General features: G+C 65.2%; 14 protein-coding genes. 5 read left to right on the top strand and 9 right to left on the bottom strand.

All coding sequences use genetic code 11. From position 1 onward, the window contains the following. Positions 1-42 precede the first annotated feature (42 nt). Both panC and panB read right to left on the bottom strand, forming a co-directional pair. Positions 43-885: a pantoate--beta-alanine ligase gene (panC, locus tag ACTDI4_RS14360; RefSeq protein ID WP_442841789.1), complete on the bottom strand. Its 843-nt coding sequence runs from the start codon at positions 883-885 to the stop codon at positions 43-45. Beyond that, positions 882-1,715, bottom strand: a complete 834-nt coding sequence (gene panB / locus ACTDI4_RS14355; protein WP_442841788.1) for a 3-methyl-2-oxobutanoate hydroxymethyltransferase — start codon at positions 1,713-1,715, stop codon at positions 882-884. The genes panC and panB overlap by 4 nt, the downstream gene beginning before the upstream one ends. A 215-nt stretch (positions 1,716-1,930) precedes the next feature. On the opposite strand from panB, the gene ACTDI4_RS14350 reads away from it, so the two are divergent. Together ACTDI4_RS14350 and ACTDI4_RS14345 are read left to right on the top strand one after the other, a co-directional pair. Next, entirely contained in the window at positions 1,931-2,329 is a 399-nt protein-coding gene (locus tag ACTDI4_RS14350) for an NADH:ubiquinone oxidoreductase subunit NDUFA12 (protein ID WP_442841787.1), read from the top strand. Between the two features lie 107 nt (positions 2,330-2,436). Then, entirely contained in the window at positions 2,437-2,880 is a 444-nt protein-coding gene (locus ACTDI4_RS14345) for a DUF2155 domain-containing protein (protein WP_442841786.1), read from the top strand. A gap of 34 nt (positions 2,881-2,914) precedes the next feature. On the opposite strand, the gene aat is transcribed toward ACTDI4_RS14345, so the two are convergent. The 6 genes from aat to ACTDI4_RS14315 form a co-directional block, all read right to left on the bottom strand. Next, positions 2,915-3,532, bottom strand: a complete 618-nt coding sequence (aat, locus tag ACTDI4_RS14340) for a leucyl/phenylalanyl-tRNA--protein transferase (protein ID WP_442841785.1) — start codon at positions 3,530-3,532, stop codon at positions 2,915-2,917. Between the two features lie 13 nt (positions 3,533-3,545). Continuing rightward, positions 3,546-4,895 (bottom strand): acetyl-CoA carboxylase biotin carboxylase subunit, encoded by a 1,350-nt coding sequence (gene accC / locus ACTDI4_RS14335; RefSeq protein WP_442841784.1) that lies wholly within the window; start codon positions 4,893-4,895, stop codon positions 3,546-3,548. 15 nt (positions 4,896-4,910) lie between these two features. Beyond that, a complete protein-coding gene (accB, locus tag ACTDI4_RS14330) occupies positions 4,911-5,378 on the bottom strand; it encodes an acetyl-CoA carboxylase biotin carboxyl carrier protein (protein ID WP_442841783.1) in 468 nt (155 codons plus the stop codon). A 26-nt stretch (positions 5,379-5,404) separates the two neighbouring features. Beyond that, positions 5,405-5,839 carry a type II 3-dehydroquinate dehydratase gene (gene aroQ / locus ACTDI4_RS14325; RefSeq protein ID WP_442841782.1) on the bottom strand — a complete coding sequence of 145 codons (435 nt, stop codon included), beginning with the start codon at positions 5,837-5,839 and terminating at the stop codon, positions 5,405-5,407. A gap of 136 nt (positions 5,840-5,975) precedes the next feature. Next, positions 5,976-6,782 (bottom strand): DsbA family protein, encoded by an 807-nt coding sequence (locus ACTDI4_RS14320; RefSeq protein WP_442841781.1) that lies wholly within the window; start codon positions 6,780-6,782, stop codon positions 5,976-5,978. 43 nt (positions 6,783-6,825) lie between these two features. Next, positions 6,826-8,226, bottom strand: a complete 1,401-nt coding sequence (locus tag ACTDI4_RS14315; protein ID WP_442841780.1) for a M48 family metalloprotease — start codon at positions 8,224-8,226, stop codon at positions 6,826-6,828. A gap of 133 nt (positions 8,227-8,359) precedes the next feature. Between ACTDI4_RS14315 and ACTDI4_RS14310 the strand changes: the two genes are divergently transcribed. After that, positions 8,360-9,508 (top strand): pyridoxal phosphate-dependent aminotransferase, encoded by a 1,149-nt coding sequence (locus ACTDI4_RS14310; RefSeq protein ID WP_442841779.1) that lies wholly within the window; start codon positions 8,360-8,362, stop codon positions 9,506-9,508. 106 nt (positions 9,509-9,614) lie between these two features. Further along, positions 9,615-9,851 carry a DUF378 domain-containing protein gene (locus ACTDI4_RS14305; protein WP_442841778.1) on the top strand — a complete coding sequence of 79 codons (237 nt, stop codon included), beginning with the start codon at positions 9,615-9,617 and terminating at the stop codon, positions 9,849-9,851. A gap of 109 nt (positions 9,852-9,960) precedes the next feature. Here ACTDI4_RS14305 and ACTDI4_RS14300 read toward each other — a convergent pair whose 3' ends face one another. After that, a complete protein-coding gene (locus tag ACTDI4_RS14300; protein ID WP_442841777.1) occupies positions 9,961-12,972 on the bottom strand; it encodes an Rne/Rng family ribonuclease in 3,012 nt (1,003 codons plus the stop codon). Positions 12,973-13,604: 632 nt separating this feature from the next. Between ACTDI4_RS14300 and ACTDI4_RS14295 the strand changes: the two genes are divergently transcribed. Further along, positions 13,605-14,885, top strand: a complete 1,281-nt coding sequence (locus tag ACTDI4_RS14295) for an N-acetylmuramoyl-L-alanine amidase (RefSeq protein ID WP_442843357.1) — start codon at positions 13,605-13,607, stop codon at positions 14,883-14,885. Positions 14,886-14,899: the final 14 nt, after the last annotated feature.

Genomic DNA, 14,899 nt, shown 5'->3' with positions numbered 1-14,899 from the left:
CCGCAATCATGCTGCCGGTGAAGTCTCGGCAGCGATGCCGGTTCATATTTCCAGATTGTCGATCAGGCGCGTATTGCCGAGGCGCGCGGCGGCAAGTATGCGGCCGGCGCGGTCGCGCTTCCAGGGCGTAAGTGTCAGGCTTTCCCGCGCTTCGACATAATCCACCGCGTCGAAGCCGGCATCCAGTATTCCCTGCCGTGCCGTTGCAAGCGTATCCGCTGCCTGGGCGCCTGAGCGGAGCGCTTCGGCTGCCCGCCGAAGCACCTTGTTCAACTGGCGGGCGATGCCGATTTCGGCCGGCGAGAGATAGGCGTTGCGCGAGGACATTGCGAGCCCTTGCTCGTCTCTCACCGTGGGAGCGCCGATGATCTCGACGGGGATATCGAGGTCGCGGCACAGTTGCCTGACCACGCAGAGCTGCTGGTAGTCCTTCTCGCCGAAAACCGCACAGTCCGGCGCGGCCTGAAGCAGCAGCTTGGCGACGACGGTTGCGACGCCCTCGAAGAAGTGCGGCCGGAAATCCGTCTCCAGGCCTGCTGACGGGCCACCGACCGAAATTCTGGTGGCGAACCCTTCCGGGTACATTTCGGCGGCCGACGGCGTGAACGCCACATGGACGCCTGCATGTGCGAGGCTGTCGAGATCGGCGGCGAGTTGCCGCGGATATTTGTCGAGATCTTCCGTCGGAGCGAATTGCGTGGGATTGACGAAGATGGACACGATGCAGCGGTCGGCGCGCTGCAGGGCAAGCTTCGTCAGCGAGATGTGGCCGGCATGCAGCGCGCCCATCGTCGGCACCAGGCCAACGCGCAATCCCTCCTGGCGCCACGCTGCCACCGTGGCGCGCAGGTCGGCAATCGTTTCCACTGTCTGCGGGCGTGTCATGGCGCGGACTTGCCTTTTGGCTGGAAGACATGCTCCGGACCGGGAAAGCGGCGGGCGCGGACATCGGCGGCATAGCGCTGGGCGGCATCGGCAACGGCGCTGCGCAGATCGGCATACTCCCTGACGAATTTGGGCACCCGGTCGACCGTGAGGCCGACCGCATCGTCGATCACCAAGATCTGCCCGTCGCATTGCGCGCTTGCGCCTATGCCGATGGTGGGAATGGAAAGCCGGCGGGTGATGTCGGCCGCCACCGGCTCGACCGTGCCTTCGATCACCACGGAAAACGCGCCGGCCTTTTCAACCGCCTGCGCATCGGCCAGCAGCCGTTTCGAGTCTTCCTGCGTGCGGCCCTTGATCTTGTAGCCGCCTTCCTTCTCGACGGATTGCGGCTGGAGGCCGATATGGCCCATGACCGGAATGCCGGCATAGACGATCGCGGCGATCCGGTCCGCCATGTCGGTGCCGCCCTCCAGCTTCACCGCGTGGCAGCCGGTTTCGTCCATGATGCGGCGCGCGGAGGCGAGCGCCTGCCCGGCGGAGTGTTCGTAGCTGCCGGCCGGCATGTCCACCACCACGCAGGCACGCCGGCAACCGCGCATGACGGCCTGACCATGCATGATCATCATCTCCATGGTGGCGCCCAGCGTGGTGGCATGGCCGTGCAGCACCATGGCCACGCTGTCTCCGACCAGCAGCAGGTCCGCATGCGGGTCGAGCAGCCGTGCGATTGGATAAGTGTAGGCGGTCAGGCACACGATCGGCGCGCCGCCCTTGCGGCCGCGAATGGCCTCGGGCGTGATCTGCACTTCGGCTGGATGCTCCGCCATGGTCTTCCTCCCCGGCCAGGAATGCGCCGTCGGCAGTCAGCCGGCCCGGCGCATCGGTCGAACCGTTCCAATTCGTCACAACGACCTAGAAGCATCGGCCTCGCTTGACAAGATGTTGCAGTGCAATAAGGAGCGGCGGGCAGGGGCAAAAGCCTTGCCTTCCGGCCAAGGTGGCGCCATAAGCAGGGCGACGGAGCACGCCCGCGAGGACCAGCATGAAAGCCTTCCTTCTGCAGTTTTTCACCTGGTGGAACGGCCAGACGCTGAACACCCGCTGGCATACCTGGCGCCATGGCAAGGAAGTCGGGCGCGACGAGTTCGGCAACATCTATTACGAGGGCGGCGTCAACTCCGACGGGCTGACCCGGCGCTGGGTGATCTACAATGGCCAGTCGGAGGCCTCCGCCATCCCGCCTGGCTGGCATGGCTGGATGCACTATCGCGTGGACACGCCGCCTTCGGCCGAGACCTACAAGCCGCGCGAATGGCAGAAGCCGCACCAGCCCAACCTGACCGGCTCGCCGGCCGCCTATCGCCCCAAGGGCTCCCTGCTGGGCAACCGGCATCGTCCGCAGGTGACCGGCGACTATGATGCCTGGACGCCAGGGTCCTGATACCGGCAGCCGGGTGTTTTGTCGCCACAATTGACGTTTAGCTGCTTGTGCGGATGGCCGTCAGGGATAGCCTTGGCGGCGGCGAATCATTGTGGGCATGTTTTTGCATGAGCTTTTGGGGTCGAATTTCCTTGGCGGCGATGCTGGCGGCGGCCTCGACCAGCGCGTTCGCCGCGGCGGCCACGGACGCGCCGCGCGTCAATAACCCCGTTGCCGAATTCACCGGGGTCGACAAGATCACCGGTCGCATCATCACTTTCGACGTCTACATCAACGAGACGGTGCAGTTCGGCGCGCTGCAGGTCACGCCGCGCGTCTGCTACTCGCGGCCCGGCGCGGAGGAGCCGAAGACGGATTCCTTCGTCGAGGTGGACGAGATCACGCTGGACAGGAAGATTCGCCGCATCTTCACCGGCTGGATGTTCGCCGAAAGCCCAGGCCTCAATGCCGTCGAGCACGCGGTCTATGATGTGTGGCTGAAGGCCTGCAAGCAGAAGTCGGATGTGCCGGCGCCGGGCGCGGCCGAAGCGGGAAGCGCTGGAACCGACTGATCTCTCGCATTAACTTTGGCGGCTATGCGTTGCGCTATGGCGCGAAGACCGCCTGCCCCTGCAGAGCTTCCGCCAGCATCTTCTCATAGCGCGCGCGCGGCACGTCCACTGCGCCGAAGCGCTTCAGGTGCTCGGTTGTGAATTGCGTGTCGAGAAGGCTGAAGCCGCGCGCCTTCAGGCGCTCCACGAGGCTGACCAGACAAACCTTGGAGGCGTCGGTTTCTCTGGAGAACATGCTTTCGCCGAAGAACACGCGCCCCATCGACACGCCGTAGAGCCCGCCGACCAGACGGCCGTCGCGCCACGCTTCGACCGAGTGGCAATGGCCCATGCCGTGCAATTGCACATAAGCTTCGCGGATCGGCCCGTTGATCCAGGTCGAGCGGCGGTCCTCCCTGCTTTCGGCGCAGGCCTCGATGGTCGCTTCGAAATCGAAATCGAAACGGATCTCGAACAGCCCCTTTCGGATCGTCTTCCTCAGGCTTTTCGGGACATGGAAGGAGCCCAGCGGAATGATGCCCCGGGTTTCCGGCCTCACCCAGAACACCTCCGGGTCGGACGCGCTTTCGGCCATGGGAAAGACACCCGACGCATAGGCCTTCAGCAGGAGGTCGGTCGGGATGCGGAAACCGGGAGCGAAGGGACGAGCCATGACGCCCCTGTGATCAGCCCTGCTCGGACGCAGCCAGATATTTTTCCAGCCAGTGGATGTCATAGTCGCCGTTCGCGATGTCGGGATTGCCGACCAGATCGCGGAACAGCGGCAGAGTGGTCTGGATGCCGTCCACCACGAATTCGTCAAGCGCTCGGCGCAGGCGCATCATGCATTCCACCCGGTTGCGGCCATGCACGATCAGCTTGCCGATCAGGCTGTCGTAGTAGGGCGGGATACGGTAGCCGGAATAGACGCCCGAATCGACGCGGATGCCCAGGCCGCCCGGCGTGTGGAAATGGGTGATGGTGCCGGGCGAGGGGGTGAAGTTGCGGGGGTCTTCAGCGTTGATGCGGCATTCTATGGCGTGGCCCTGGAAGCGGATGTCCTCCTGCCGCACCGACAGGCCTCCGCCCGAGGCGACGCGAATCTGCTCGTGCACGAGGTCGATGCCGGTGATGGCCTCCGTTACCGGGTGCTCCACCTGGAGGCGGGTGTTCATCTCGATGAAATAGAACTCGCCGTCCTCGTAGAGGAATTCGATGGTGCCGGCACCCGAATAGCCGAGATCAGCTACCGCCTTGGCGCAGATATTGCCGATACGGGCGCGCTGGGATTCGTTGAGGGCCGGGGAGAGGCCTTCTTCCCACACCTTCTGGTGGCGGCGTTGCAGGGAGCAGTCCCGCTCGCCGAAATATACGCCGGCGCCGGCGCCGTCGCCGAACACCTGTAGTTCGATGTGGCGAGGCTTCTCCAGATATTTCTCGATGTAGACGGCATCGTCGCCGAAGGCCGCGCCGGCTTCGGAGCGGGCGGTGTTCAGCGCCATCTCCAGTTCGGCTTCGCTGCGTGCCACCTTCATGCCGCGGCCACCGCCGCCGGCGGATGCCTTGATGATGACCGGATAGCCGATATCGGCCGCGATGCGCTTGGCTTCGCGTTCGTCCGACACCGCGCCTTCGGAGCCGGGCACGACCGGAATGCCAAGGCGCCTGGCGGTGCGCTTGGCCTCGATCTTGTCGCCCATGACGCGGATGTGGTCGCCCGAAGGGCCGATGAAGGTGATGTTGTGGGCAGCCAGTATATCGGCGAACTTGGCGTTCTCGGCCAGGAAGCCGTAGCCGGGATGCACGGCATCCGCACCGGTGATTTCGCAGGCGGCGACGATCTGGTGGATGTTGAGGTAGCTGTCGCGCGAGGGCGGAGGACCGATGCACACGCTCTCGTCGGCGAGGCGCACATGCATGGCGTCGGCATCGGCGGTAGAATGCACCACCACGGTCTGGATGCCGAGTTCCTTGCAGGCGCGCAGCACCCGAAGGGCGATTTCGCCGCGGTTGGCGATGAGGATTTTCTGGAACATCCGCCCCTTCCCGGCCTATTCGACCACGATCAGCGGCATGCCGTACTCAACCGGCTGGGCATCCTCCACCAGGATGGCGGTGACGGTTCCGGCGCGCGGCGAGGGTATCTGGTTCATCGTCTTCATCGCCTCGATGATCAGCAGCGTCTGGCCTTGCGTGACCTTCTGCCCCACCTCGATGAAGGGCCGGGCATCGGGCGCGGGCGCCAGATAGGCGGTTCCGACCATCGGCGAGGGCACGGCGTTCTTCGACGCGTCCGCAGCCGGAGTTGCCGGGGCGGATGCCGGCGCCGCGCCTTGGGCCGGCGGCGGGGCGAAGGCCATGGGTGGGGCCGCCACGGCGTGGACGGCTGCCGCATGGCGCGAGACGCGCAGCTTGAGATCGCCCAGCTCGACCTCGATCTCGGTCAGGTTGGTGTCGTTCAATATGCCTGCCAGATCGCGGATGAGCTGCTGGTTGACGTCGGTTTTCCTTGAGGTCATGATCGGCCTTTCCTTTTTCCGCCCGGTCAGAGGCGGGCGGCGAGTGCCCGCAGCGCCAGCACGTATCCGAGCGGGCCGAAGCCGCAGATCATGCCCAGTGCGTGCGGCGCGACCTTGGATACGTGGCGGAACGGTTCCCGCGCGTGAATGTTCGAAAGATGCACTTCCACCACCGGCACGGGCTGGGCCGCGCGTATCGCGTCGTGGATGGCGATGGACGTATGGGTGTAGGCGCCTGCATTGAGCACGATGCCGGCCGCCTTTTCGGTTGCTTCCTGGATCCAGGTGACGAGATCACCCTCGTGGTTGGACTGGCGGAAGTCGATCGAAAGCCCCAGTTCGGTTGCGGCCTTCCGGCAGTCGGCGGCGATGTCGTCCAGCGTCTGCGTCCCATAGATCGATGGCTCGCGCCGGCCGAGCATGTTGAGATTGGGACCGTTCAGAACGAAAATCGTTTTCAAAGTAGACCTTTTCCGGCGCCTGCCGGCGCGCAAACCTCCATCAAGAGGCCTCTATAAAGGGCATAGGCCGCTGCGAAAAGAGCACAAGTGCCTTCTCGCGCTGTCCACAGCGGCTCGCAACAGGCGAACCGGGCCGTCAAAGCGAAGGCTTGGCCGCCGCCTCGATCTTTTCGGCCAACACGTCCTTGCCGAGTGCGCCGAACACCACCTCGTTGCCGATCACGTAGGAGGGGGTGCCGGTGATCGCCAGCTTGGTGGCAAGTTCGTAAGTCCGGGAGAATTCCTCGTTGATCGCGGGGTCCTTCATGGCCTCCCGCAGCTTCTTCTCGTCGGCGCCGAGCGACAGCGCCACCTTGATCGCCGCCGCTTCGGTGGCGCGGCCTTCGCTGCCCAGAAGCGCGGTGTGGAATTCGCCGTATTTTTCCGGCATCAGCTTGTGGAAGGCCTGCGACACGATGCTGGCCTTGTGCGAATCGGGGCCGAGGATAGGAAATTCCTTGAGCACGAAGCGCAGGTCGGGATTCTCCTTGGTCAGCGCCTGCATGTCCTCCATCGCACGTTTGCAGAAGCCGCAATTGTAGTCGTAGAACTCGACGATCGTGACCTTGCCCTGGGGATTTCCGACGACCCCGTCAAACGGGGAGTTGAATATCTCGTCCTTGTTCTGGGTGATGACGCCGAGCGAGGCGAGGCGCTGTTCTTCCCTTTGCTTGGCCTCCAGCGCGTCCTGCACTTCAAGCATGATCTCGGGGTTCTTCAGCAGGTAGTCGCGCACGATGGCCTCGATCTGGGTTCTGTCGATCGTGCCGTCGGGCGAAACCTGCACCGACGCCGTGGCGCTCCCGGCGCTTGCCGTGCCGGGGCTCCCCGCAGTGAACCCGAACGCCAGCATCGCAAGGGCGGCCACAGAGGCTGTGGTGCCCGGAAGTAGCGTTTTTCTCATCTTTTTGATCCTTCAGTCGGTGCCGCCCCGCAGGCGGGGGCGTTCACTTGGTCTTGCCCGTTTGCCTGTAATTTATGATGTCCTGGGCCCGCACCCAGCCGGGCTCGCCCTGCTTGAGACCCCGTTGCGCGCGCAGCGCGAAAATCTTGGCGTCCTGGTAGGCGCCGCCGTAGTAATAGCCCTCCGCAGTGGCCAGGTCCGCCTTGGAGATTTCGCCCAGTTCGCCGTAAGCCTGGGCAAGGTAGCGATAGCCGGCCGCGTTCTCGCGATCCCGCTCCAGCCCGGATGAGATCTGCCCCACCGCCTTCTTGAGGGCGTCGGGCGTGCCGACGGCCATCAGCGCCTGGCCGTAGGAGACGGGCAGCAGGCCGGATTTGACCGGGTCCAGGCTGACGGCCTTGGCGTAGGCGCTGGCGGCGTCGGCGGGCTTGTTGGCCTTCATCAGGATATCGCCGCGCAACTCCTGGAAATAGGGGTTCTTCGGCTGTTTCTTGAGGAGCGCATCGGTCTTGGTCAGCGCCGAGCGCGGGTCGCCGTTCAGGTAGGTGGAGATCGCGTCGCCATATTGCACGGCGAGCGGGTCGGGGCTCTTGCGCAGCAGGCGCGAAGTGGCCGCCTGGCCTTGCGTGAAGGCCGAGATCTTGACCCGCATCATGTCGTGGCGTTGCTGAAGGGCGGCAGGATCGGTCTTGCCGAAATACGGGCTCTTTTCGACCAGCGTCTGCAGGCTGGCGATGCGGTCCTGCGGCATGGGATGGCTGATGCGGTAGGGGTCGATCTGCGCGCCCGAAAGCGAAAGCGCGCTCTGAAAGCGCTCGAAGGTCTTCAGCATGCCCTTGCCGGATTGACCGGTGGCGTTGAGATAGGTGATGGCCGAGCGGTCGGCAGTGGTCTCCTCGCCGCGCTGGTAGGTGAGCAGAGAGCGGCGGGCCAGTTCGCTGCCGCCGGTGGCCAGCCCCATGCCGGCGCCGGCAAGGCCGCGATTGTTGCTGGCCGCGCCCGCGGCGAGGGCTCCTGCGCCGAGCAGGCCGGCCACGATGGCCATGGTCTTGGCCCGTTCGAGCTGGTCGCGCAACCTTTGCTGGTGTCCGCCGGCCAGATGGCCGCATTCGTGCGCGATGACGCCGATGATCTCGTTTGGCGTCTCGGCCTGCAAAAGGGCGCCGGTGTTTATGAACAGGCGGCGACCGGCGACGAAGGCGTTGAAGGTCGGGTCGTTCACCAGGATGATCTGGATGCCGGCGTTGGAAAGGCCGGCGGCCTTGAAGATCGGTCGTGCATAGTCGCGCACCAGCGCCTCGATCTCGGCATCGCGGACCACCGGCACGCCCTGCGCGAAGGCGCTGAAGGAGGCGGAAACCGCCATCGCGGCGCCGAGCGAAAGAGTGGCCAGGGCGCGGACTGCCCTTGCGATCACATATGCGGGTCTTGGCAGGCTCGACATGATGCGCTCACTGGTAGACGACGTGGCCGGGGATGAAAAGCCGGAACGGGAATCTTCCTCGCCTTGTGATCCTCACATCAATCGGGCATTTGTGCGGCGCCGGCACGAACGGCCGGGTACGAGTGAGGTCGAAATGGTCATATCGCTTTCGCGGCGCGGCGCAGTCGAGCCTTTCCACGCCATGGATGTCCTGGCCGAGGCCAACCGGCTGATAGCGCAGGGGCACGACGTGATCTCCATGGCGGTGGGGCAGCCTTCCGATCCCGCGCCGCTGGCCGTGCGCGAGGCGGCGGAGCGGGCGCTGCAGGCCGGCCGCATCGGCTATACCGACACGCTCGGCCTTCCGGCATTGCGCAAGGCGATCGCGGCGCACTACGCCGATCATTACGGCGTGCATGTGCCGGCACGGCGCATCGCCGTCACCACCGGCTCTTCCGCGGCCTTCAACCTGGCGTTCCTGGCCATGTTCGATGCCGGGGACAGGGTGGCGATCGCCGCGCCCGGCTATCCGGCCTACCGCAACATCATGAAGGCGCTCGGTATCGAGGTCGTCGAGATCGAACTGGAAGGCGAGGCATGGCTGCATGCCGGGCATCTGGAGGCGGCCCATCGCGAGAAGCCGCTGAAGGGCGTGCTGTTCGCCAGCCCGGCCAATCCGACCGGCGCGGTGGTCCCGCCGGACGAATTGAAGAGGCTTCTGGAGACCGCCGAAGGCCTCGGCATCGCTGTGATCTCCGACGAGATCTACCACCGGCTGGCCTATGATGCGCCCGACATCACCGCGCTTTCGCTCGACCCGAACGTGACGGTCATCAATTCCTTCTCGAAATATTACTGCATGACGGGCTGGCGCGTCGGCTGGATGGTGCTGCCGGAAAAAGCCGTGCGGCCGGTCGAGCGCATCGCTCAGAGCCTCTACATCTCCGCGCCGGAACTTTCGCAGGCGGCGGCCATCGAAGCCTTCGGTGCCACGCCCGAACTGGAAGTGGTGAAGCAGCGTTACGCCGAAAACCGCATGCTCCTGATGAGCCGGCTGCCAGAGTTGGGCTTTGCGCTCGCCGCCCCGATGGACGGCGCTTTCTACGCATTCTGCGATGTCACGCGCCACACCAACGACAGCATGGAATTTGCGCGCCGCATGCTGGCCGAGGCGCATGTCGCGGCCACGCCCGGTCGAGATTTCGATCCGCTGCAAGGGCACCGCACCATGCGCTTTTCCTATGCCGGCAGCCATGACGAGATGGTCGAGGCGCTGGCCAGGATCGAACGCTGGATCGGATAGGCCGTCACCGAACGTTGCAGCCGTTCACAAAGCCGCGATTGGTACGGAACCGAGCGGTTCCGCCTTGCGTTTCTGGTCAGGCAACATCGAACTCATGGAGGCACCAATGCGCGCCATGAACCTTATCACCTTGATTCTCGTCATCATCGGCGGCCTGAACTGGCTGGTGATGGGGATTGCGAACTTCGACGTGCTGGGCGCCTTGTTTGGCGGCGCTGGCGGCCATGTGGCCCGCGTGGCCTATGTGATCGTCGGCCTTTCCGCCGTGTGGCAGCTCATGCCTTTCGTCCAGGCCTTCAGCGAGGGCGAAGTCTCGGCGGAACGCCACATCCGGCATCAGTGAAGTGATCGCGACAGAATGACGAACGGCGGCGAAGCCTTGCTCCGCCGCCGTTCTTTTACTGGTTTCCCGCCAGATCGCCATGCGATCCTAGGGCCCCGATATTCCCGACTCAGAAAAATCCCTTGCGCTGCCACCAACCGACCCGCTTGGGCTTTTCCCCGGTCGGCTGTCCGGCCCCAGGCTCGGCATCGCCGGTCGAGGAAACCACCACCGGCTCGACCGGAGCGGCCGCTGCCGCTTTGCGGCGCGAGGCGCGGGCCTTGGGCTTCTCGGCGGCGGCAACCGCCTCCGGCTCCTCTTTCGCGGCCGGCTCTTCTTCCCTGGGCGCTGCCTCCTCGGCAGTGGCCGCTGCCGGCTCGGCAGCGGTTTCGGTCGCCTCCACCGGCACCTCGGCGGTCTTTTTCGCGCGGGTGGCGCGGCGCGGCTTCTTCGGCTTTTCGGCCGCCGCCGGGACGTCGTCATCGGCCGGGACGGGCGCCTCGACCAGCGTTTCCGTCTCGATCTCGGCCGCTGCCGCGGCCTCCCCGGCGGTGGCGGCCTCGGCCGTCATCTCCGGCTGGACGGGCTCGCTCCCTTCCTCGGCCTCGGCGCCATCGGCGAGTGCCGCCTCGTCCGTTTCCTCGTGACGGTTGCGCTTGCCGCCGCGCTTGCCGCGCCGCCGCTTCTTGGCCGGGCCGCCATCCTCGACGGCTTCGCCGGCCGGCTCTGCTTCGGCCGCGGCCTCGGCGGCGGCTTCTGGCTCCAGTTCCTCGGCATCCTCGGCGAACCCTTCGGGCCCTTCCGATACGGTCTCGCCATCGCCGTTGGCGGCTTCGGCATCCTGCCCGTGGTCCTGGTCACGATCGCGGCCGCCGCGGCGGCGCCGGCGCCGCTTGCGTTTGCGCTGGCTGTCACCGTTCTCGCCGGAAGGAGCCTGCTGCTGGGGCTGGGAAGGTGCCGCTTCCGCTGCTTCTTCCTCGTCCTCCTCGGCGACGATTTCCTCCTCCGGCTCTTCCGGCTCGATATAGACCGGCTGCGGCTGGATCGGGACAAAGCCTTCCGGCTTCTCGGCCAGCGCGCCGCGAGAGATGGCGTAGTGCTGCGAGCCGATCGAATCGTCGGCTTCGATGGTGATGGTCAGGCCGAAGCGGCGTTCCAGTTCCGTCAGCGTGCTGCGCTTGTGGTTGAGCATGTAGAGCGCGGTGGCGATCGGCGTCCGCACGATGATGTGGCTGCGCGAATCCTTCAGCAGGAAGTCCTCGATCGCGCGCACCACCAGCAGCGCCACCGACGAATCGGAGCGCACATGGCCGGTGCCGCCGCAATGCGGGCAGGGCTTCATGGTCGATTCCAGCACGCTCGCGCGGATGCGCTGGCGGCTCATCTCCATCAGGCCGAAATGCGAGATGCGGCCGACCTGGATGCGCGCGCGGTCGTTGCGGAGGCAATCCTTCAGCTTTTTCTCGACGGCGCGGTTGTTGCGGTTCTCCTCCATGTCGATGAAGTCGATGACGATGAGGCCGGCAAGGTCTCGCAGCCGCAATTGCCGCGCCACTTCCTCGGCCGCTTCCAGATTGGTCTGGAGGGCGGTGTCCTCGATCGAGTGCTCCTTGGTGGAGCGGCCGGAGTTGACGTCGATGGCGACCAGCGCTTCCGTCTGGTTGATGATGATGTAGCCGCCGCTCTTCAGCGTCACCTGCGGCTGCAGCATCTTGTCGAGCTGCGCCTCGATGCCGTTACGGGCAAATATCGGCGAAGTGTCGCGATAGGGCTGCACCACCTTGGCATGGCTGGGCATCAGCATGCGCATGAAGTCCTTGGCCTCGCGATAGCCCTCCTCGCCGGAGACGAGAATCTCGTCGATGTCCTTGTTGTAGAGGTCTCGGACGGAACGCTTGATGAGTGAGCCTTCCTCGTAGACGAGGGCAGGGGCGCTGGACTGGAGCGTGAGGTTGCGCACGTTCTCCCACAGCCGCATCAGATATTCGTAGTCTCGCTTGATCTCGGCCTTGGTGCGGCTTTCGCCGGCCGTGCGCAGGATGACGCCCATGCCCTGCGGCACGTCGAGATCGGCCACCACTTCCTTCAGCCGCTTGCGATCCTGTGCGTTGGTGATCTTGCGCGAGATGCCGCCGCCGCGCGCCGTGTTCGGCATCAGCACGGAATAGCGGCCGGCGAGCGACAGATAGGTGGTGAGCGCGGCGCCCTTGTTGCCACGCTCTTCCTTGACCACCTGCACCAGGAGAATCTGGCGGCGCTTGATGACCTCCTGGATCTTGTACTGGCGGCGCGGCGGCTTGCGGCGGTTGCGCACCTCTTCCAGCGCGTCCTCCGCTCCGACCGATTCGATCTCGTGATCGTCGTGGTGGGGCTGATGCACCTCCTCGACCATGCCGTTGTAGAGGCCGTTGTCGCCCTCGCCGGAAGTCATGGCCTCGGCCGAAACCTCCTCCGAGACCACATGGGCGTCGGCTGAGGCGGCCATCGAGCCATTGGTCTCGGCCTCGACGACGGCGTCTTCGGAGCCCTCGGCTTCCGGTGCCGTCCCGGTTCCGGCGTCGCTGGCGGCTTCAGCTGCCGCGGGCTGTTCGCCGGGCGCTTCCACCGTCTTAGGCTCGTCGCCGGGCGCCTCCGCCGCGACGGTTTCCTCGCCGACGGTGTCCGCCGCTTCCGCCTGCTCTACGCCGGCTGCCTCGCCGTTGTCGGCGGCCTCGACCTGCTCGTCGGCGGTTTCCGATTCGCCGGTGTCGCGCTTGTGCTCTCCGCGCTCGCGGTTGCGGCCGCGACGGCGTCCGCGCCGTCCGCGGTTGCGGTCGTCGTGTTCGTCGCCATTCTCGTCATCGTCGTCCTCGTGCTCTTCCGCCTCGGCGCGCAGCAGCGCCTGACGGTCGGCGACCGGGATCTGATAATAGTCGGGATGGATTTCGCTGAAGGCGAGGAAGCCGTGGCGATTTCCGCCATATTCGACGAAGGCCGCCTGAAGGGAAGGTTCGACGCGGGTTACGCGGGCGAGGTAGATGTTTCCTTTGAGCTGCTTCTTGTCCTGAGATTCGAAATCGAATTCTTCGATACGGTTACCGCGAACGACGACTACGCGTGTTTCCTCCGGGTGGGAGGCGTCGATTAGCATCTTGTTGGGCATTACTTCGTTTCCCGCCGGCGGCCGTCGGCTGCGGCCCGCGAGGCAAGGCCCGCTGCCGTGAAAGCCAATTCTGACGGATGCCGGACAATTGGATGGCCGCTGCGGGATGGCTCGGCGTAAAGGCGGTACCGCCCGCTGCCACGGGGGCGCGGTTTGACGCGGACCTTTCCAAGATTGCGCCTGATGCCATCTGGACCCAGCGGACCTTTTTGAACCTAGGCCCGGAAAAACCGGACCAGCTTGTTGCTCATACAGAGCCGGCAAGGGAAGACCCTCGCCGTTTTCCTGAACGCAGGCGCTCGCCCCGTCACGGGTGCGCGCCTGCGGAATTCATCGCGATCGCCTGATGCCTTTTTCGCTCAATGCGAATGGAACCGTCCAGTGAGGGGCCTGCGGCAGAAGTTGCGCAGGGAGACGGATCCAGGATTGCAGCGATCCACCATCGCTTTTATGATTTGGCAGGAGGGAAGGCAACCCCGATTTCCATGCCGGCAAAAGCCCTGCCGCCGCAAACCGCCTGCGAAAAGGCTTGGTTAACCTTCTCTGGATACCAATCGTTAATCGACTTTGCGGACGTCCGCATTTCGCCGGAATCACTGCCCGCCTGCCGAATCGACGCGACTGGAACTGAGATGGGGTTGAAGACGATCGTAGACAAGGTCTTTGGCACATGCCGCCGGGCTGCGCCGTGCCTGTTTGCGCTTTTTCTGGTGTTTGCCTGCATGGCGGCCGTGCAGCGGGCGCAGGCGGCGGACGCGGGGGCAGGTGCCGTGCAACCAGTGCGTGCCGTCGATTACAAGATGGCCGGCGATGCGGTGAAGGTCCGCGTCGTCGTCGATTTCGACCGGGAACCCATCCCCAGATGGTTCCTGCTGCGCAGCCCGCATCGCCTCGTCATCGACCTGCCCGATACCCAGATGGCGCTCGATCCGAAGGACTTGAAGGCACACGGGCTGGTGAGCGGCGTACGCTACGGTCCGGTCGGCGAGGGCATGTCGCGCCTCGTCCTGGCGGGGAAGGGCCCCTTCAAGGTAGACAAAATCGACGTGCTGAAAAATCGGGAGGGTGCGGGCTACCGTCTGGCCGTGGACATTTCGGCAGCGTCCGACCGGGAATTCGATGCCGCGCTGGCCGACCAGGCGCTCACCACGGCTTCCACCGTGTCGACCGAGAAAAGCGCCAGGGTCGGCAAGGGGCCGCTCAGCACGGGCCATCGCTTCACCGTCGTGCTCGATCCGGGCCATGGCGGCGTCGACGGCGGCGCTGAGGGCCCCAACGGCACGGTCGAGAAGGACGTGACGCTGGCCTTCGCCCGGGAATTGCGCGACAAGCTCACCGCCACCGGAAAATACGACGTGTTCATGACGCGGGACGCGGACGTCTTCCTGCGCCTTGACGAGCGCGTGCGCATCGCGCGCCAGCATGGCGCGGACCTGTTTATCTCCGTCCATGCCGATACGATCAGCCTCAAGGGCATTCGCGGCGCCACCGTCTATACAGTTTCCGACAAGGCCTCCGACCCGGAAGCGCAGGCGCTGGCCGATCGCGAGAACCTGTCCGACCAGTTCGCCGGCATGGAGATCAAGGACGACAGCCAGGAGGTGACGGATATCCTCATCGACCTTATCCGTCGCGAGACCCATTCCTTCTCCATGAGCTTCGCTCATACGCTGGTCGGGCAATTGTCCACGACCGTCGGCCTCATCAACAATCCGCATCGCTCCGCGGGCTTCAGGGTGCTCAAGGCTCCAGACATTCCCTCCGTGCTGGTCGAACTCGGCTACCTCTCCAATGCCAAGGACGAGGCGCAACTGGCCGATCCGAGCTGGCGCGGCAAGGCCGCCGAGAGCATCACCAACGCGATTGCGCTGTTTGCCTCGGCAAAGGCCGCCAAGACCGATACCGGCGGCTAGGGAGCGGGCAGCGC

The organism is Mesorhizobium sp. PUT5 (assembly GCF_052216645.1).
Taxonomy (GTDB): Bacteria; Pseudomonadota; Alphaproteobacteria; order Rhizobiales; family Rhizobiaceae; genus Mesorhizobium.
Note: the sequence above shows the minus strand (reverse complement) of the source record. Positions and strands in the feature narration are given on the sequence as shown.